Consider the following 18138-nt stretch of genomic DNA (forward strand, 5'->3'; position numbering starts at 1 on the left):
GGGCGACGACACGATCAACGGCGGGGCGGGCTCGGACTACGCGCTCTTCGACGGCGACCGGGCGAGCTACACGCTGACGCGGAGCTCGGGCACGGAGGTCACCGTGAGCGGCCCCGACGGCACCGACAGCCTGACCAACGTGGAGTATTTCCGCTTCGACGACATGGACGTGACCATCTGGGAGCTCGCGATCGTGTAGAGGGGGCGCCCTCGCGACGGATGCGACCGCGACGGGACGATCAATCCCCTGCCGTAAATATCGGCAACCGACGGCCGCGCCTGCCAGTGTCGGATGCGCCGGTCCCGTCCGCGTCGCTGGATGCAACGGCGCGACCCGCGCGCGGCGATCAAGGTCGTCGCCGGTGTGACGCCCGGAAAGCTCGACGCCGTTGCGCGCCGTTGTCCCGCAGGAGCACGGCAGGGGCAGAGGCGCGGGGGCCTGTGCCGACCTCCGGCGATGCGGCGGCGTACGTTACGTCACCCGCATGACCGCTTTAATGCCCCGATTGCGCCCCCGACTCGCAATATTCGGGTGGAATTCTCACCACTGGCGACGCCGCCCGGCCCGCCATGTACGCCCGGCCGGGCCCAGTTGCATTCCCTCGCACTCGGCCGCCGCGAGAGACAAGAAGCAGGACCGCGACCGCCGGGCAGGGAGGGCGTCGCGGCGCGCAATGGCAAGGATCGGACGTGTTCGAAGAATTGGCTAGGTGGTATCTGGAATTGCCGCGAGAGGGCACGCGCCTTCTGGTCCTCGGTCTCGCCTACCTGGGCGGGCTCATGGTCCTTCCCCGTGAAAGCAGGCAGACCGCCAGGATCGGCCGGTCGGCCTATGTCGCGCTGACGGGCGTCTTCTTCATCGCGGTGGTCGCGTCGCAGGCCCCGTGGTTCTTGGTGGGCTCATACCCTCCCGCGGGGGCGCTGGAAGCGCTGGTTCTCTGGGATCTCGTCTCGGCCGTGGGGATCGGGTGCTTCTTCGGGATCGTGGCCATGCGCCGGTCCCGTGACGGATGGGGGCACCCGGGCCGCTTTTTCCTGGCCTACGTTCCCGTCGTGAACCTTTTGCTGATGTTGAAGCCGCCGGCGAAAGAGGAGCGTGCCGCGCCGCGCCCCCTGACGGGCAGGCTGCGCGCGACGGCAAGCGTTGCCGCCGGCATTTTCCTGCTGGGCCTGGCCAGCACGTTCAGCACGGTCATGGACCGGATCGTCGACAGAACCCAGCACCTGGAACCCGTGCAGCTGAGCGCGAACACCCTCGATCTGTGATAAGGGGTATTCGCGCCCTGTGATGGGGTGAGCGCGAAACCAGGGATGCCGCGCCGCTCAGCCCACGGCCATGACCGGGACCTTCGCGACCCCGATCAGCTTGTGCGACAGGCTGCCCATGAGCAGCCCGGTGAGCGTGCCCATGCCGCGCCGCCCGACCACGATCAGGTCGGCGCCCAGCTTGTCGGCATGGGCGAGGATCGCGTCGGCGGGGCGGCCGTTCAGGACATCCGGGTCGACATCGCAACCGCGCGCGGCGGCGGCCTCCTGCGCCCGGGCGACCACTTCCTTGGTGTGGCGCTCCAACTCTTCGGTGTTGACCGGGATCTCGACCGCGCCGGCCCCCACGGCCAACGCCGTGGTTTCGGGTTCGGGCACGAAGGCCACGTGCAGCGTCGCGTCCTGGGACTTGGCCAGGTCGGCGGCAACGCTGAGCGCGTGCTCGGCCGGGTCGGAGCCGTCAAAGGGGACGAGGATCTTCTTGAACATCGGGATCTCCTTGTCGTGTGTGGCGCCTTGTTAACCGGTGCCGTCGGGCCCCTCCTTGATCGAGGTCAAGTGGCTGGGGTCAGCCTCCCAGCGATCGCAGCAGCGCCACCGATGGATCACCGGTGGCAGCCTGTCCACGGCTGCGCTGGTACTCGGCGATGGCGGCGCGGCTGTTGGGGCCGAGGACGCCGTCGGCCCCGCCGGTGTCATATCCGGAACGCGTTAGCCGGCGTTGCAGGTCCACGCGCATGTCCTTCGTCAGGCCGTATCGGTCGGGCGGGAACGCGCCCTGGATCGGCGGGCCGCCCGCGATCCGGTCCGACAGGTGGCCCACCCCGATCGCGTAGCTGTCGGAGTTGTTGTAGCGCTTGATCGCGTCGAAATTGCCCGTGACGCGGAAGCTGGGGCCGCCCGGCTGGGGCGTGATGACCCGGCCGCCCGAGGGCGCCGAGACGCCGACCTCGCCGCCCCACGGCACGCCGCGCTGCCAGCCCGACCGCGAAAGATACGCGGCGGTCGAGGCCAGGGCGTCGGTGGGATCCTCGCCCCAGATGTCACGGCGTCCGTCGCCGGTGAAATCCACCGCGTAGGCCTGGTAGGACGTGGGGATGAACTGCGTGTGCCCCATGGCGCCGGCCCAGCTGCCCACCATGCGGTCGGGCGTGGTATCGCCGTTCTGGACGATCCTCAGAGCGGCGATCAGCTGCCGCTCGAAGAACGCGCCGCGCCGCCCGTCATAGGCCAGCGTCGAGGTCGACGACACGATCGGGATATTGCCCCGGCGCGACCCGTAGTTCGACTCCAGCCCCCAGACCGCCGCGACCACCTGCGCCGGCACGCCGTAGCGCGCCTCGATCGCGTTCAGCGTGCCGCGATACTGGGCGAACTTCGCGCGGCCCGTGGCGACCTTCTCGTCCGAGGCGGCGATGGCCAGGTAATCTTCCAGCGTCCGCGTGAACTCGGTCTGGTTGCGGTCGCGGTCGATGACGCCCGGCAGGAAGCCCGCGCCCTGGAAACTGCGCGACACGACGCCCGGATCGATACCGGCGGCCACCGCACGGCCGCGGAACGCGTCGACCCAGGCCGACCAGCCGGGGTTGGGCTGCGGCCGCATCTCGGGCGGCAGGCCCGCGCGCCCGACGGGGACGCCCGCGCCACCGGCACCGCCGACCTGGCAGGCCGAAAGGCCCAGGGCCGCCGCGCCCAAGGAAAAGGTTCTGCGTGAAATCTGCATGTGAAGGGTCCGCTCGCTTGGTTTTTTGCCAGTCTAGCAAGGCCGTGCTAAACGTCGAGGGCAAGCACGCGACACTCGGCCGGGAACCGCGTGCGGGGCGGGGAACCCAGCCGCCTTGGCCCGTGTTCGGAGCAGATGACGGGACAAAACGACATGGCCGACGGGGGACATTACGTCCGTGACATTCTCGACCAGCTGGACGAGCTGAGCGGTCGCGACAAGATCTCGGTCGGCGACGTGGTCGAGGCGTTCGGCCCCACCGCCTTTTTGCCGCTGCTGCTGGTGCCCGCGCTGCTGGTCACCTCGCCGCTCAGCGGCATTCCGCTGTTTTCCAGCCTGTGCGGCATCACCATCGGCCTGATCTCGTCGCAGCTGTTCATCCAGCGTCAATCGCTGTGGCTGCCCGGTTTCCTGTGGAAGCGCACGGTCCGCGGCCAGCGCCTGCACGAAGGGATCGTGAAAAGCCGGTCCCTGGCCGACTGGGTCGACCGGCACCTGGGCGACCGGCTGCACGCCTTCACCTCGGCGCCCGGCCGGGCCATGGCCTACCTCGCCTGCATGGTCGCGGGTTTCGCCATGCCGTTTCTGGAACTGGTGCCGTTCTCGTCCTCGCTGCTGGGCCTGTCGGTGGTGTTCATCGTCACGGGGCTGCTGGCGGTGGACGGGCTGTTCGTGCTGCTGGGCTACTGCATCATCGCGCTGGCCTCGATGATCCCGGTTTTCGTGTTCACGGGCCTGCTCTCGGCTTGACTCTGCGGCAAATGGCGTGTCGCCTGCTGCCGTCTATTCTGCACTGCGGCAATGACGGGGGGACGGGGTTTGGCGCATGTAATCACGGTGGCCCAGCAAAAGGGCGGGTCGGGCAAGACGACGCTCGCGGTGAACCTGGCGGTGGCGCTGGTGCGCGCGGGCCATTCGGTGGCCGTGCTCGACACCGACCCGCAGGGATCGCTGGGGCGGTGGTTCATGGCCCGGCGCGAGGCGGGGATCGAGGATCTTGATTTCGCCACGGCCAGCGCGTGGGGCGTCAGCTATGAATGCGACAAGCTGAAGAAGACCAACGATTTCGTCATCATCGACACGCCGCCCAAGGTCGACTCGGACCTGCGGCCCGCCTTGCGGGCGACCGACCTGGTCCTGGTCCCGGTGGCCACCAGCCAGGTGGATCTCTGGGCGGTGGACTCGATCCTCGACCTGGCCGAGCGCATCCGCAAACCCGCCATGGTGGTGCTGAACCGGTTCAAGTCGGGCACGCGCGTGTCGGACGAGATCGACGGCCTGCTGAGCGAGCGCGAGCTGACCCGCGCCAAGACGGTGCTGGGCAACCGCGTGGTCTATGTCGAGACGCTGGGGCAGGGGCGTGGCGTGCTGGAGCGCGGCAAGGGCGCCTGGAGCACCGAGGTCGAATCCCTGCGCGACGAGATCATCGCCGCCCTGGGCTGATCGCCAACGAAAAAAGGCGCGGGGATACCGCGCCTTCCTCCATCGTATCGGTCTTGGCTTACGCCAGGGCCAGGTTCGTCGCCGACTGGCGGCCGTCACGGCCGGTTTCCATGTCGAAGGTGACCTTCTGGTCGTCCTTCAGGCCGGTCAGGCCGGCACGCTCGACGGCGGAAATGTGGACGAAAACGTCCTTGCCGCCGGTCTCGGGCGCGATGAAGCCGAAGCCCTTGGTGGTGTTGAACCATTTCACAGTGCCATTGGCCATGTGATGTCTCCTGTCGTTTGGTCGTCTGTTCGCGGAATTGCAACAGCGTGGCAAAAGGTGCCTTGATCGAGTTCGCTGATGCCCGCGTTGACGGGACAGGGGATCGATAGAGGTCGTCTAAGCACGTGCCTCATGACACCGGGCCTCGGGCTTTGCAAGAAAAAATCGCCGCGCACCGGGGGGCTTGCCTGGCTGCGCCGCCGAACCCAGATCAGCGGGCCGATCCGGCGGGGCCGGTACCGGGTCCGGCGGATATGCGCCGACATGGGACGCGACCGCGAAACGTGATCGGGCGCGCCGGAACAGCGGCTGCAACCACCCGTTGACCCGCCAGTGAAACGGAGGAAACGTCATGTTGAAACGCCTTTTGAGATCCCTTCTCGGCGGTCGCGGCCGTCGCCGCACCGTCCAACGTCGCCGTGACCCGAAGGTGGCCGCGGCCAAGACGGTGGCCCGCGAAGCCAGCCGGAAACTGTAAGCAACGGGCCGCGCCGATGGGCGCGGCCTTTTCCGTAGCCGGGCCCGGTCAAAGGCCCTTTATCTTCTCGCGTACATTGCCGTTGCGGCACCGCCCCCCCCCGCAATCCCGCGATCGAGAATTCTCCAGTCATTCCACGTGCCGAGGGGCCGCAAGCGCCACCCCGTAAATTTACGTTGCGGCAAGCCGCCGCAGCGCAGCATATTTCGTGCGCGGGATGGACCCAACGTGATATGTTGACCGTTAGACGAGGTATCGCGCAAAAGCCCGGTGCCGTCTCATTTCCCCACCCAGGGCCGTCTTTCCCGCGGCCATTGTCAGAAAGCCAAGATGACCGACAAGAAGATCTCTTCCAAACCCGTGGTGCTGGGCCAGGCGCCGGTATCGGACAAGGATCCGAACCGCTTCGACACGGCGCCCAGCACCGTGAAGCCCAAGGTCTGAGCCCCCGGCTCGGCTGAAACGAAAACGCCCGCGCCATCCCGGCGCGGGCGTTTCTGGTTCCGGATCGGGGCCCGGTGACGGGGCGCGGCCTACCGCGCGAACTTCTTGAACTTCACGCGCTTGGGTTCGAGCGAATCCACGCCCAGCCGCTTCTTCTTGTCTTCCTCGTAATCCTCGAAGTTGCCCTGGAACCACTCCACGTGACCCTCGCCCTCGAAGGCCAGGATGTGGGTGCAGAGCCGGTCGAGGAAGAAGCGGTCGTGGCTGATGATGACGGCGCAGCCCGCGAAATCCTCCAGCGCGTCTTCCAGCGCGCGCAGGGTCTCGACGTCCAGGTCGTTGGTCGGCTCGTCGAGCAGCAGCACGTTGCCGCCGGATTTCAGCAGCTTGGCCATGTGCACGCGGTTGCGCTCGCCGCCCGACAGGCTGCCGACCTTCTTCTGCTGGTCGCCGCCCTTGAAGTTGAACGCCCCGCAATAGGCGCGCGAGTTCATCTGCGCGTCCCCCAGGTCGATGATCTCGCCGCCGCCCGAGATTTCCTCCCAGACGGTGGCGTTGGGGTCGAGCGCGTCGCGCGACTGGTCCACGTAGGCCAGGTCCACGGTGTCGCCGAACTCGATGCTGCCCTCGTCGGGCTGTTCCTGCCCGGTCAGCATCCGGAACAGCGTGGTCTTGCCCGCGCCGTTGGGGCCGATCACGCCCACGATGCCGCCCGGCGGCAGCGAGAAGCTCAGATCCTCGATCAGAAGCTTGTCGCCCATGCCCTTCTTCAGGTTCTCGACCTCGATCACCTTGCCGCCCAGCCGCTCGCCGTTGGGGATGATGATCTGCGCCTTGCCCAGACGCTCGCGCTCGGACTGGTTGGCCATTTCCTCGTAGGCGCTGATCCGCGCCTTCGATTTGGCCTGCCGGGCCTTCTGGCCCTGGCGCATCCATTCCAGCTCGCGCTGAAGGGTCTTCTGCTTGGACTTGTCCTCGCGCGCCTCCTGCTCCAGCCGCTTGGCCTTCTGTTCCAGCCACGAGGAATAGTTGCCCTCGTATGGGATGCCGCGGCCGCGGTCGAGCTCGAGGATCCAGCCGGTGATGTCGTCCAGGAAATACCGGTCGTGGGTGACGATCAGGATAGTGCCCTTGTACTCGATCAGGTGGTTCTGCAGCCAGGCGATGGTCTCGGCGTCCAGGTGGTTGGTCGGCTCGTCCAGCAGCAGCATGTCGGGCTGTTCCAGCAGCAGCCGGCACAGCGCCACGCGGCGCGCCTCGCCGCCCGACAGGCTCGCGGGGTCGGCATCGTCCGGCGGGCAGCGCAGCGCCTCCATGCTGATGTCGATCTGCGCGTCCAGATCCCACAGGTTCTGCGCGTCGATCTCGTCCTGGAGCTTGGCCATCTCCTCGGCCGTCTCGTCGGAATAGTTCATCGCCAGCTCGTTGTAGCGTTCGAGCACGGCCTGCTTTTCCTTCACGCCCAGCATGACGTTCTCGCGGACCGTCAGCGACGGGTCGAGCTGCGGCTCCTGCGGGAGGTATCCGACCTTGGCGCCCTCGGCCGCCCAGGCCTCGCCGGTGAAATCCTTGTCCATCCCGGCCATGATCTTCAGCAGGGTGGACTTACCGGCGCCGTTCACGCCGACGACGCCGATCTTCACCCCGGGCAGGAAGTTCAGTCGAATGTTCTCGAACAGCTTCTTGCCGCCGGGGATCGTCTTGGACACGCCGTCCATGTGGTAGACGAATTGATAGGTTGCCATGGGGCCTCCGCGATGCATGCATGGGAATGTTGCGCGGGGGTGTAGGCGATATCGCGCCCGGCTGGAAGGGGGCGCGGCACGCCTTAGGCTGACGCAACGGAAATTACGGGACGCCGAGGGGGGCCGATCCGGTCGACGGGGATCTGCGATACCTGATCTACCGCTCGCGCGCCTTGTTCGCGCCGGGCAGCGCCACGGCGGACGACATGGCGCGGGGCGCGCCCGCCGCCGCAACGCCCGGCATGGCCTTACCGGCTATCTTCACATGGAAGGGGCGACGATCGTCCAGTATCTCGAAGGACCCGTTGCGCCGCTGGCCCGGCTCTTCGGCAATATCTCCCGCGACCCACTGCATACGGACCTGTCGCTGCTGGCCAACGGCATCCTGCCGGGCCGCCGGTTCTCGGGCTGGGCCATGGCCTTCTCGGGGGGCGGGCCGGTGTCGTTCGCGGCCACCCGTGCGGATCAGGATGACTGGGATATCGACCGGGCCAGTGTCGATGCATTGCTCGATTTCATGCTGCTCTGCGTGCCGGGCCTTCCCGCGGACGACCCTGCGCCTACAGGATTTCATCCTCGTCGAACATCGGATCGGCCTCGATCTCGGCCGTGAGGCGGGCCATGCGCGCCTCTGGGTCGGCCTTGACGGGCGCCAGGTGGTAGACCGCGTCGCCCTCGTTCACCACGGGCATGGTGGCGCGGCCCAGCACGATGGCGGCGGTGTCGGCCTCGATCTCGATCTCGTGCTCGCCGAACGGGTCCGACACCACGGCCAGCAGCGTTCCGGGCTCGACCCCTTCGCCCACCTCCTTGAACATCCGCAGAAGGCCGCCCGCCGGTGCGCGCAGCCAGTGCGAACTGGCGCAAGCAAGCGACGGCGCCCGGCGCCGGCCCAGCCCCTTGGAGCCGATCATGCCCATCCGGTGCATCACCCGCAGGATGCCCGACGCCCCCACGCGCGCCGCGAACTCGTCGAAGCGCAGCGCCTCGCCCGCCTCGTACAGCAGGATGTCGCAGCCCTCGGCGCGGGCGGCGGCGCGCAGGCTGCCTTCGCGCAGCTTGGCGCGCACGATCACCGGTGCGCCGAAGGCCTCGGCCCGGGCCAGCGTCTCGTCCGACGAGGCCGAGACGCGGATCTGCGGCATGTTGGTGCGGTGGATCGCGGCCGAGTGCAGGTCGATCCCGAAATCGCTGCGCGCCACCACCTCGGTCATGAACAGATGCGCGAGCCGCGCGGCCAGCGACCCGGTCTCGAACCCAGGGAAGGACCGGTTCAGGTCGCGGCGGTCGGGCATGTAGCGCGAGTTGTTGAGGAACCCGAAGGTGTTGACGATGGGCACCACCAGAAGCGTGCCGGCCAGGCTGCCCAGTTGCGGCTGGCGCAGCAGGCGGCGCGCGATCTCGACCCCGATCACCTCGTCCCCGTGCACGGCCGCACTGACGAACAGGGTGGGACCGGGGCGGCGGCCATGGACCACGTGCACCGACATGGTGACCGGCGTGTGGTCCGACAGGCGGCTGACCGGCAGGTCCACCGTGCGCGACGTGCCCGGTGCGACCTCGGTATCACCGATCCGGAAGGGCTCACGGGGCATGGGGCATCTCCTGCGCTCGGGCGCGATTTTCGCCGCGAAATCGACACCCTACAGGTGCCGAATTTCCGCGCCCCTCACAAGCGCCGCGCGATCAACCCTTGCCCCGCGTGGCCGTCTTGCCCGGTTTCGCGGTCTTTTGCAGGAAATCGATGATCTGTCCGGCGATGTCGATACCGGTGGCCTTTTCCACGCCCTCGAGCCCGGGCGAGGAATTCACCTCCATCACCACCGGGCCGTGATTGGCGCGCAGCATGTCCACGCCGCAGACGTTCAGCCCCATGGCCTTCGCCGCGCGCACCGCCGTGGCGCGCTCCTCGGGGGTCAGCTTCACGACCTCGGCCCTTCCGCCGCGATGCAGGTTAGACCGGAATTCGCCCTCGGCGCCCGTGCGCTTCATGGCCGCCACCACGCGGCCCCCGACGACCAGCGCCCGGATGTCGGTGCCGCCCGCTTCCTTGATGAACTCCTGCACCAGGATATTCACGTTGGCGCCCCGGAACGCCTCGATCACCGATTTCGCGCTGCGGTCGGTATCGGCCAGCACGACGCCGATGCCCTGCGTGCCTTCCAGCAGCTTGATGACCGTGGGCGCGCCGCCCGCGACCCGCAGGACCTCCTCGGTCTGGCGCGGGTCATGGGCGAAGGTCGTCACGGGCAGGCCGATCCCGTCGCGCGCCATCAGCTGCATCGCGCGCAGCTTGTCGCGCGACCGCCCGATGGCCACGGATTCGTTCAGAGGCCAGGTGCCCATGACCTCGAACTGTCGCAGCACGGCCAGCCCGTAGAAGGTGATCGACGCGCCGATGCGCGGGATCACGGCGTCGAATTTCGGAAGCTCGGCGCCGTTGTAATAGATCGTGGGCCGGCGCGACGCGATGTTCATGTAGCAGCCCAGCGTCTTGATGATGGTAAGCTCGTGGCCACGCGCCTCGGCGGCCTCTTTCAGCCGCCTGTGGGAATAGAGCTCGGCGTTCTGTGCCATCATGGCGATCTGCATGGGTGGGCCTTTCGACAGGAAACGGGACGGCGCGCCTAGGCAGGCGCGCCGCGACATGTGCTGGCAGATCGCGGCTTACTTGCCCAGGGCGATCCCCTCGCGGCGCGGATCGGCGCCGCCCAGCAGGCCGTCCCCGGTGATGCGGATGGCGTGCAGCCCCGAGGTCAGGTCGCGGATATTGGTCTCGTACCCGATCTCCTGCAGCGCGCCCTCCATCGCCGCGGCCGCGGTGCCCGCCTCGATGTCGAAGGTCCCGAAGCGGTTCACCAGGTGCGGGGCGACCAGCGCCTGCTGCACGTCCATGCCCCAGTCCACGTGGTTGATGATCGCCTGCGCGACGTAGCCGATGATGCGCGACCCGCCGGGCGAGCCGACGACCAGCATCGGCGCGCCGTCCTGCATGACGATGGTGGGCGCCATCGACGACCGCGGCCGCTTGCCCGGCTCCACCCGGTTGGCGATGGGATAGCCGTTCTCGTGGGTCGAGAAGCTGAAATCGGTCAGTTCGTTGTTCAGAAGGAACCCGCCCGGCGTGAACAGGCGCGAGCCGAAGCCGTTCTCGATGGTCGTCGTCATGCTCAGCGCGTTGCCGTCGGCATCGACGATCGAGATATGCGAGGTCGACGGCAGCTCGATCGCGTCGTCGTCGCCCCAAAGCTGCGCGTGCGACCATTCGGGCGCGCCGGGCGAGGCTTCATCCAGCGCTTCGGACCCGCCCAGCTGCGCCGCGCGGCCGGTCAGGTAGTCGGTGTCCAGCAGACCCTCGGTGGGCATGGGCACGAAATCGCTGTCGGCCATGTAGCGGCCCCGGTCCGCGAAGGCGAGCCGCGAGGCATCGCCGATCAGCCGCCAGGCCTGCGGGTCGTCCGCCGCCATTCCGGGCAGGTCGTACTGGTCGAGCATCCCCAGGATCTGTCCCACGGTCAGGCCGCCCGAGCTGGGCGGCCCCATGCCGCAGACCTCAAGCCCGCGGTAGGGGCCGCAGACGGCGGGGCGCTCGACCACGTCGTAGATCGCCAGGTCGGTCATCGACAGGGTGCCGGGATTCGACGCGGCCTCGGTCACGGTGGCGACGATCCCTTCCGCGATCTCGCCGGTATAGAACGCGTCGGCCCCGCCCTCGGCGATGGCGCGCAGGGTGGCGGCGTAGGCGGGGTTGCTCAGCGTGTCGCCTTCGGCGATGGGCTCGCCGCCGGGGTAGAAATAGTCCTGCGTCGCCTGGAACCTGCCCAGCCGGTCCGCGTCACCGGCGACGAGGCTCGCCAGCCGCGGCGACACGGTGAACCCGTCCTCGGCCAGCGCGATGGCCTCGGCGAACAGGTCCGCCCAGGCCGCGCGGCCCCACATCTCGTGCGCGCGCTCCATCAGGCGCGGGGTGCCGGGGGTGCCCACCGACCGGCCGCCCACGACCGCGTCCCAGAACCCCATGGTCTCGCCCGCGTCGTCCTGGAACAGGGTCGGCGAGACCGACAGCGGCGCCGTCTCGCGCCCGTCCAGCGTGGTCAGCGTGCCCGACGCGGCGTCGTAGTAGACAAGGAACGCCCCGCCGCCGAGGCCCGAGCTCTGCGGCTCGACCAGGCCCAGGACGGTCTGCACGGCGATCATGGCGTCGGCGGCGCTGCCGCCCGCATCCAGGACCGCGGCACCGGCCTCGACCGCCAGCGGGTTGGCGGCGGCCACCATCCAGTTCTGCGCCTCGACCGGGCGTCCCGCTTCCTTGGCGTCCATGGCATCGCGCGCCAGCGGAGCGAGCGGGGTGGCCGAAACCTCGGGGCCCGACGCGCCACTGCCGTCGGCGCTGGCGGCCTCGGGGTCGACCGCGTCGGCCGCCTGCTGGGCATGAAGCGGGGCGGCGAGCGCCATGAGGGTGGCGACGGTCAGGCTCAGGGGACGGCGCATGGGGATCTCCTCCGGAAAGATGGGCGGCGTCCTGTTGAGTGTGGCGCAAATCCGGTCCGCGGCAAGGCGCAGCACGGCCGTCGCACGGGCCCGACAGGCACCCACATGAGTATTTGAGGACCAGTGATGGACGGGCCGGGCGCACGGTCCCGCGCGCCGGGCGTCAGGACCGGATCCGCACCCGATGAACGCCACGGCCCCGGTCTCGCGCGGCCCCGGCATCACTGGTCCGGAAAATACTCGATGGTGCGACGCCGCGGGCCCGCGACCGGGCGGTGCGACGCGCCTAGGGATCCGGCACGTCCGGGTCGCGGCGCGCGGCGTCCTCGGCCTGTTCCAGCATCTTCATGGCCTCGTCGCGCTCGCCGCGGCCGACGACGGTGAAAGGCCGGTCGATCATGTCGTTGTAGCTGCGGAAGAACAGCTCCATGTCCCAGGCGAAGCCCTCGCGCATGTCCGACAGCGTCTGCACGTGGGCGAACATCCGCGACAGGTTGGCCACGGCGACGACGCGGTCGTTGCGCGCCATGGTGCCGTCCTCGTCGTTCTCCATCTTCAGGATGCCGATCAGCCGCGCCTCGATCAGCGCGCCGGCCGGCACCTCGCCATCGGTCACCAGCACGATGTCCAGCGCGTCGCCGTCGGGCGCCTTGGTGTTCGGCACGTAGCCGAAGCTGAACGGAAAGGTCTGGCCCTCGGGCAGCTCCAGCGCGATGCGGAAGAGCCCGCTGGCATCCACGTCGTACTTGTGGCGCGAGCCCTTCGGGGTCTCGACGAAGACGTTGACGGCCTCGCCTTCGGTGCGGGACGTCACGTGGTCGAGCGCTTGGAGGAACATGGGGGACTACCTTTCCGGGGGGCGGGGCGCCCGCTCAGCTGTCGTGGCTGTAGTAGGCGGGGATCATGCGGAACCCCTCGGTGGCCCGCTCGATCACGCCCGCGCCGGGGAAGGTGATGTGGCTGCCCAGGATCGGGGTGGCGTCCGCCGACACGCGGTCGAGCATCGCCTTGCGGGTCTCGCGCGCCGCGTCGATATCCACGTCGAAGCCTGTGCCGATCTCGGGATTGGCCAGCTGAACCGGCGCCACGTGGACGATGTCGGTCAGCAGCAGCATGGTCGCGTCGCCCGACATGATCTCGAGCCCCGAATGCCCCGGCGTGTGACCGGGCAGGTGCAGCGCGCGCAGGCCGGGGGCGATGTCGTCGGCGTCGCCGTAGGTTTCCAGCCGGTCGCCATAGGCCGACAGCAGCGCACGGGTGCTGTCCTGGGCATTGGCGTCATCGGTGAAATGGGCGTGGTCGTCGCCGTGGATGCGCAGCGCGGCGTTGCCGAAGGCTGCGTCGCCGTTGCCGTCCATCAGCCCGGCGATGTGGTCGGCATGCATGTGGGTGACGTAGACCGTGTCGATATCCCCGGGCGCGAAGCCGGCGGCCTTCAGGTTCGACATCACGCGCCCCGTCTCGGGGCCCATATTGCCCGCCACGCCGCCATCGACCAGCACCAGCCGGTCGCCTGTCCGGATCACGAAGGCGTTCAACCCCGACCGCCAAGTGGCCGGATCGGCGTGGTGCATGTGCAGCAGCCGCGCGTATTCGGGTGCGTCGATCCCCTTCAGGTGGTCCAGGCCCAAGGGCAGGGGCCCGTCGCTGAGCGCGGTGACGGTGATGTCGCCCACGTGCAGGCGCTGGGCATCGGGAAGGCGGGTCATCGGGGACTCCTCGTTGGCACGGTATCATCGCGCCCCGGCAAGGGCGCAGGACGGCAACGCGGGGCGCCCGGGCGGTGGTTCCGCCCGGGCGCGTGGCCGTCAGGCCGGGTAGGGATAGCGCGCGTCGATCATGGCGTAGCCTTCGCCCGCCTGCATGATGTGGCCCAGGCCGGGGAAGTTGATGTGGCTGCCCGCGATCATCATCCGGTCGGCCACCACGCGGTCGAGGATGTCCGCCCGCGTCGCCGCCGCCTGGTCGGGGTCCACGTCGAAGCCGATGGTCACCTCGGGGTGGCGCAGCTGCACCGGCGCCACGTGCAGGATGTCGGCCCAGATCAGCAGGCTGTCATCGCCCGAGTTGATGGCGAACCCCGTGTGCCCGGGCGTGTGGCCGGGCAGCGGCATGGCGGTGATGCCGGGCGCGACCTCGCCCTCGCCCGAGAACGGGCGCAGCCGGTCGCCGTAGACGTCCAGCACGCTGCGCGCGAGGTTGAAGAACATCGCGTTGCTCTCGCCCGCCTGCTGCATGATCGCGTCGTCGGTCCAGAAGGCGCGCTCGGCCTCGTGGAACGCCAGCTCGGCGTTGGGGAAGATCGCGCTGCCGCCATCGACCGCACCGCCCACGTGGTCGGGGTGAAGGTGGCTGGCCAGGATCATGGTGATGTCCTCGGGCGCCGTGCCGGTGGCCTCGAGATTGCCCATCAGCCGGCCCAGGTCCGGGCCCATGGCGCCGCCGGTGCCGGCGTCCACCAGCATCTTGGTGTCGCCCGCCTCGATCAGGAAGGCGTTGACCGCGGCGCGGAAATCGTCGGGCTCGATGAACTGGTCGGTCATCGCCCGGGCATAGCCCTCGGCATCGATGCCCTGCAGCGCCTCGGGCCCGATCCTCAGCGCGCCGTCCGACAGCGCGGTGACGGCCATGTCGCCGATGGTGAAGCGCTGGGCGGCGGGCAGGACGGGCGCGGCGGAATGCGCGGCGGCGCGCGCGGCGCGGGGCAGGAAGGGCAGGGCGGTCGCGGCGGCGGCGGTGCCCATCAGGTGACGGCGGGTGATCATGGTATCCTCCTTGCGGGACATGCTGTACCGAACAAGCCGGACATAGCGCGCCGCGGCGCAAATCAATCGGAGGGGCAGTCATGACCGACCTTGCGGCGATGATGGCGCGCCACGCGCGGGCGGGCCGGGTGGACTGGATCGGCCTGCGCCCGGCCCGCCGCGCGGGGGTGCAGCCGGTCGACCGCGCCGAGATCGCCGAAGACGGGCTGGGCGGCGACCACGGCCGCCCGGGCAAGCGGGCGGTGACACTGCTCCAGGCCGAGCATCTTGCGGTGATCGCCGCGCTGCTGGGCCGGGACAACCTGCCGCCCGAGATCCTGCGCCGCAACATCGTGGTCTCGGGGATCAACCTTTTGGCGCTGCGGCACGCCGAGATCGCACTGGGCGGCGCGCGGCTGCGGGTCGAGGGGCCGTGCCCGCCCTGTTCGCGGATGGAGGAATACCTCGGCCCCGGCGGCTATTCGGCAGTGCGCGGCCATGGCGGGGTCTATGCCAGCGTCGCCGCGCTGGGCCCGGTCGCGCTGGGCGATGCGGTCACGCGCGTCGGGTCTTCCGCCGATTGAGCCGGCGGGCCGGTCTCAGGCGGCGCCGTCCGCGCTCGCGGCCCAGTCCCAGTACATCTCGCGCACCCGCTTGGTGACCGGCCCCACCTGGTAGTGTCGGTCGTCGAAGGCCGTGACCGCCTGCACCTTGGACATGTTGCCCGACAGGAAGACCTCGTCCGCGTCGCGCACGTCGTCGAAGCTCAGGACCGTCTCGACCACCGGCGTGCCGTCGGCGGCGAGGTTCGCCATGTGCCGCGCGCGGGTGATGCCCGCCAGGAAGGTGCCGTTGGCGATGGGGGTCATCACCGTGCCGTCCTTGACGATGAACACGTTCGCCGTGGCGCTTTCGGCCACGTTGCCCATGGCGTCGGCGGCCAGCGCGTTGCCGAAGCCCTTCGACTGCGCCTCGCGCAGCATTCGCGCGTTGTTGGGATAGAGGCAGCCCGCCTTGGCGTTCACCACCGCCGATTCCAGCACCGGGCGGCGGAACTGCGTGGTGGTGAGCGTCGTGGTCGCCTCGGCGGTGAAGGGGATCGCCTCGAGGCAGACGGCGAAGCCGGTGGTCTCGGCGGCGGGGGCGATGGCGCCCGGCCCGCCGTCGATGCCCCAGTACATGGGCCGGATATAGACGGCCGCGTCATCGGGATAGGCGGCCAGCCCCTCGTGGATCAGCGAGACCATGGCGTCGGTATCCACGGTCGGCGTCAGCATCAAAGCCCGGGCCGAGCGGTTCACCCGCTCGCAATGGGCGCGCAGGTCGGGGGTCAGGCCGTTGACCGCCCGCGCGCCGTCGAAGACCGACGAACCCAGCCAGGCGCCGTGATCGGCCGCGCGCATGACGGGCACGTCGCCGTCATGCCATTCGCCGTTGAAATAGGTCCGGATGTCGGTGCCGACTGCCATGCGCGTGTCCCCTCGTGTCCGGCCCGTTCGTAGCCGCAGCCGGCCCCCGGGGACAAGGCCTGTCGCCCCCGCTCAGCCGGCGTCGGCCAGCAGCGCGTCCAGGTCCAGCCGCCGGGTCACCATGGCCAGCCCGCCCTCGGCGTCGCGCGGCCATTCGTTTTGCGGTCGGTCCCGGTAGATCTCGACCCCGTTGCCGTCCGGGTCGTCGAGATACAGCGCCTCGCTCACCCCGTGGTCCGACGCGCCGGTCAGGGGCCAGCCCGCCTCTTGCAGCCGGCGCAGGATCGTCCCCAGCGCCGCGCGGTCGGGCAGCAGCAGGGCCACGTGGAACAGGCCGGTGTGGCCCGGCGGGGGCGGGGTGGCGCCCGCGCTCTGCCAGGTGTTCAGGGCAATGTGGTGGTGGTAGCCGTCCACGCTTAGGAACACCGCGCCGTCACCGTAGCGCTGGGTCTCCTCGAAACCGAGGATGTCGCGCCAAAACGCAAGGCTTCGCTCGAGGTCGGCCACCTTCAGGTGAACGTGGCCGATGCGGGTGGCGGCGGGAAGGGTCGTGGTCATTGGTGGCTCCTGTGGATGCGCCGACCAGGATAAGCGCCCCGGCCTTCTGTGCACAGGTCCACGGATGCAGGGCAAACGCGCGCCCGCGCACATAGGTCGATCCGAACGCCCCATCCGTGCGCCTGGCCGCGTGAGTTCACCGCACACGCGCCGCTGGACCGTTTCCGCGCTGAAGGCGCTCCTTGCCACACGGAAGGCGGGGCGGCACCGGCCCGGCGCCGCCCGCCCGCCGGACATCAGCCCTGCGGCACCTCCAGGTCCACCGTGACGATCGTCCCGCGCAGACCGTTGGAGACGTCGATCTTTGCGCCCATCGAGTCCACCAGCGTCAAGACCAGGTTGCCCCCCATGCCCGACGCGCGCTTGGTGCCCCGGGCGACCACCGCGCCGCCATTGGTCGCGTCCGGGCCGGACTCGGTGGGGGCGGCCGGGGGCGCGGGCCAGTCACTGCCGTCGGGCATGCCAACGCCATCATCCTCCACCACTAGGCGGGCACGGCCCCCAGACTGCCGCTGGAACCGCACGTTGATGACGCCTTCCCGCCCGTCGGGGAAGGCATGCTCCAGCGCGTTGGTCAGGAACTCGGTCACCAGAAGGCCCAGCCGTGCCGCCTGGTCGACGGGCAGGGTCATCTGTTCGCATTGCACGTTCATGCGGATCGACGGGCGGCCGTCCAGAGCGCCCAGCGTGTTGACCACGCGGCTCATGTAGGCGCCTGCCGGCACGCTCTTGGTGTCGCCGCTTCCCACGCCCACGGGCGACAATTCCTCGTAGAGCATGGCGAGGCTCTGCACCCGGTGGCTCAGCGCCTCGAAGGTCTCGCGGCTGACCTCTTGCCGGGCCTGCATCCGGATCATGCCGACGATCATCGACAGGTGGTTCTTCACGCGGTGCTGCAACTCGCGCAGCATCACATCCTGCGCATCCACCGGATCGGTGAGCGGCGTGTCCGCGTCGATCTCCTTCTGGATGCCGATGAAAGCCTCGATCTCGCCGTCGGGGTCGTGGACCGGCGCGATCATCAGGTGGTTGCGAAAGGTCGATCCGTCCGCCCGGTGATTGGTCAGCTCCAGGCTCAGATCCTCGCCCGCGGCGATCGCGGCCCGCAGGCGCGCCACGTCGGCCGGGTCGGTCTCGGGGCCCTGCAGGAACCGGCAGTTCCGCCCGATCGCGTAGTCGCGGGAATAGTAGGTCTCGCGCTCGAAGGTGCGGTTGACGAAGACGATGGGGTTGTCGGGCAGACGCGGGTTGGTCACGACCATCGATACAGGCAGGAGAGACACGGCGTTGTGCAGCTCTTCCTGTCGCCTTTTGCCCGGATCTTCGGTGCGCATTACTCATGCTCCCCGAGCCACCCGTTCAATCGAACGGTCGACCCAATTGATTTCATCCTTCTCCACAAGCTGGACTAGTAGATGGGTCGGACGCGCGGATTTCAATGATGGCGCGCGGACGGCCGGCGCTCCATGCGGCGCCGCCCGCAAGATCCCAGCTTGATAGAAACGGGAAACT

At 69.1% G+C, this 18138-nt stretch carries 19 protein-coding genes; 6 read left to right on the forward strand and 13 right to left on the reverse strand.

The features are described 5' to 3' along the window. Positions 1-199: hypothetical protein (locus BUB76_RS17935; RefSeq protein ID WP_175550296.1), on the forward strand; the 199-nt coding region annotated here is incomplete at its 5' end. Between the two features lie 491 nt (positions 200-690). Beyond that, positions 691-1266 carry a hypothetical protein gene (locus BUB76_RS09960; RefSeq protein WP_073128636.1) on the forward strand — a complete coding sequence of 192 codons (576 nt, stop codon included), beginning with the start codon at positions 691-693 and terminating at the stop codon, positions 1264-1266. Between the two features lie 57 nt (positions 1267-1323). Here the strand turns inward: BUB76_RS09960 and BUB76_RS09965 are convergent, their stop codons facing one another. Then, positions 1324-1755 carry a universal stress protein gene (locus BUB76_RS09965; RefSeq protein ID WP_084140619.1) on the reverse strand — a complete coding sequence of 144 codons (432 nt, stop codon included), beginning with the start codon at positions 1753-1755 and terminating at the stop codon, positions 1324-1326. 79 nt (positions 1756-1834) lie between these two features. Then, entirely contained in the window at positions 1835-2989 is a 1155-nt protein-coding gene (locus BUB76_RS09970; RefSeq protein ID WP_073128638.1) for a lytic murein transglycosylase, read from the reverse strand. A gap of 135 nt (positions 2990-3124) precedes the next feature. Here BUB76_RS09970 and BUB76_RS09975 point away from each other — a divergent pair, with 135 nt between their 5' ends. Both BUB76_RS09975 and parA read left to right on the forward strand, forming a co-directional pair. Then, positions 3125-3739, forward strand: a complete 615-nt coding sequence (locus BUB76_RS09975; RefSeq protein ID WP_236736912.1) for an exopolysaccharide biosynthesis protein — start codon at positions 3125-3127, stop codon at positions 3737-3739. A gap of 51 nt (positions 3740-3790) precedes the next feature. After that, positions 3791-4432, forward strand: coding sequence for a ParA family partition ATPase (gene parA / locus BUB76_RS09980; RefSeq protein ID WP_073128640.1), 642 nt, complete (start codon positions 3791-3793; stop codon positions 4430-4432). Positions 4433-4490: 58 nt separating this feature from the next. Here the strand turns inward: parA and BUB76_RS09985 are convergent, their stop codons facing one another. Together BUB76_RS09985 and ettA are read right to left on the reverse strand one after the other, a co-directional pair. Then, positions 4491-4697, reverse strand: a complete 207-nt coding sequence (locus BUB76_RS09985; RefSeq protein WP_073128641.1) for a cold-shock protein — start codon at positions 4695-4697, stop codon at positions 4491-4493. Between the two features lie 1011 nt (positions 4698-5708). After that, positions 5709-7364: an energy-dependent translational throttle protein EttA gene (gene ettA, locus BUB76_RS09990; protein ID WP_073128642.1), complete on the reverse strand. Its 1656-nt coding sequence runs from the start codon at positions 7362-7364 to the stop codon at positions 5709-5711. 265 nt (positions 7365-7629) lie between these two features. Here ettA and BUB76_RS18135 point away from each other — a divergent pair, with 265 nt between their 5' ends. Then, positions 7630-7977, forward strand: coding sequence for a BLUF domain-containing protein (locus BUB76_RS18135; protein WP_236737896.1), 348 nt, complete (start codon positions 7630-7632; stop codon positions 7975-7977). Here the strand turns inward: BUB76_RS18135 and BUB76_RS10000 are convergent. The 6 genes from BUB76_RS10000 to BUB76_RS10025 form a co-directional block, all read right to left on the reverse strand. Further along, positions 7925-8959, reverse strand: coding sequence for a succinylglutamate desuccinylase/aspartoacylase family protein (locus BUB76_RS10000; protein ID WP_073128644.1), 1035 nt, complete (start codon positions 8957-8959; stop codon positions 7925-7927). The genes BUB76_RS18135 and BUB76_RS10000 overlap by 53 nt on opposite strands. Positions 8960-9050: 91 nt before the next feature. Further along, positions 9051-9956 (reverse strand): 30S ribosomal protein S6--L-glutamate ligase, encoded by a 906-nt coding sequence (gene rimK, locus BUB76_RS10005; protein ID WP_073128645.1) that lies wholly within the window; start codon positions 9954-9956, stop codon positions 9051-9053. Positions 9957-10031: 75 nt separating this feature from the next. Then, positions 10032-11855, reverse strand: a complete 1824-nt coding sequence (ggt, locus tag BUB76_RS10010; protein ID WP_073128646.1) for a gamma-glutamyltransferase — start codon at positions 11853-11855, stop codon at positions 10032-10034. A gap of 286 nt (positions 11856-12141) precedes the next feature. Continuing rightward, entirely contained in the window at positions 12142-12693 is a 552-nt protein-coding gene (locus BUB76_RS10015; protein WP_073128647.1) for an inorganic diphosphatase, read from the reverse strand. A gap of 34 nt (positions 12694-12727) precedes the next feature. Beyond that, positions 12728-13564, reverse strand: coding sequence for an MBL fold metallo-hydrolase (locus BUB76_RS10020; RefSeq protein WP_073128648.1), 837 nt, complete (start codon positions 13562-13564; stop codon positions 12728-12730). A 99-nt stretch (positions 13565-13663) separates the two neighbouring features. Continuing rightward, complete coding sequence (locus BUB76_RS10025; RefSeq protein WP_073128649.1) at positions 13664-14620, reverse strand: MBL fold metallo-hydrolase; 957 nt, start codon at positions 14618-14620, stop codon at positions 13664-13666. A gap of 80 nt (positions 14621-14700) precedes the next feature. Here BUB76_RS10025 and BUB76_RS10030 point away from each other — a divergent pair, with 80 nt between their 5' ends. After that, positions 14701-15183: an MOSC domain-containing protein gene (locus tag BUB76_RS10030; protein WP_073128650.1), complete on the forward strand. Its 483-nt coding sequence runs from the start codon at positions 14701-14703 to the stop codon at positions 15181-15183. A 15-nt stretch (positions 15184-15198) separates the two neighbouring features. Here BUB76_RS10030 and BUB76_RS10035 read toward each other — a convergent pair whose 3' ends face one another. From BUB76_RS10035 to BUB76_RS10045, 3 genes are all read right to left on the reverse strand, one after another. Continuing rightward, a complete protein-coding gene (locus BUB76_RS10035; RefSeq protein ID WP_073128651.1) occupies positions 15199-16068 on the reverse strand; it encodes a branched-chain amino acid aminotransferase in 870 nt (289 codons plus the stop codon). Between the two features lie 72 nt (positions 16069-16140). Further along, positions 16141-16626, reverse strand: a complete 486-nt coding sequence (locus BUB76_RS10040; RefSeq protein ID WP_073128652.1) for a VOC family protein — start codon at positions 16624-16626, stop codon at positions 16141-16143. Positions 16627-16862: 236 nt separating this feature from the next. Further along, positions 16863-17960, reverse strand: a complete 1098-nt coding sequence (locus tag BUB76_RS10045) for a PAS domain-containing protein (RefSeq protein ID WP_073128653.1) — start codon at positions 17958-17960, stop codon at positions 16863-16865. Positions 17961-18138 lie beyond the last annotated feature (178 nt).

The organism is Palleronia salina, from assembly GCF_900141995.1.
Taxonomy (GTDB): Bacteria; Pseudomonadota; Alphaproteobacteria; order Rhodobacterales; family Rhodobacteraceae; genus Palleronia; species Palleronia salina.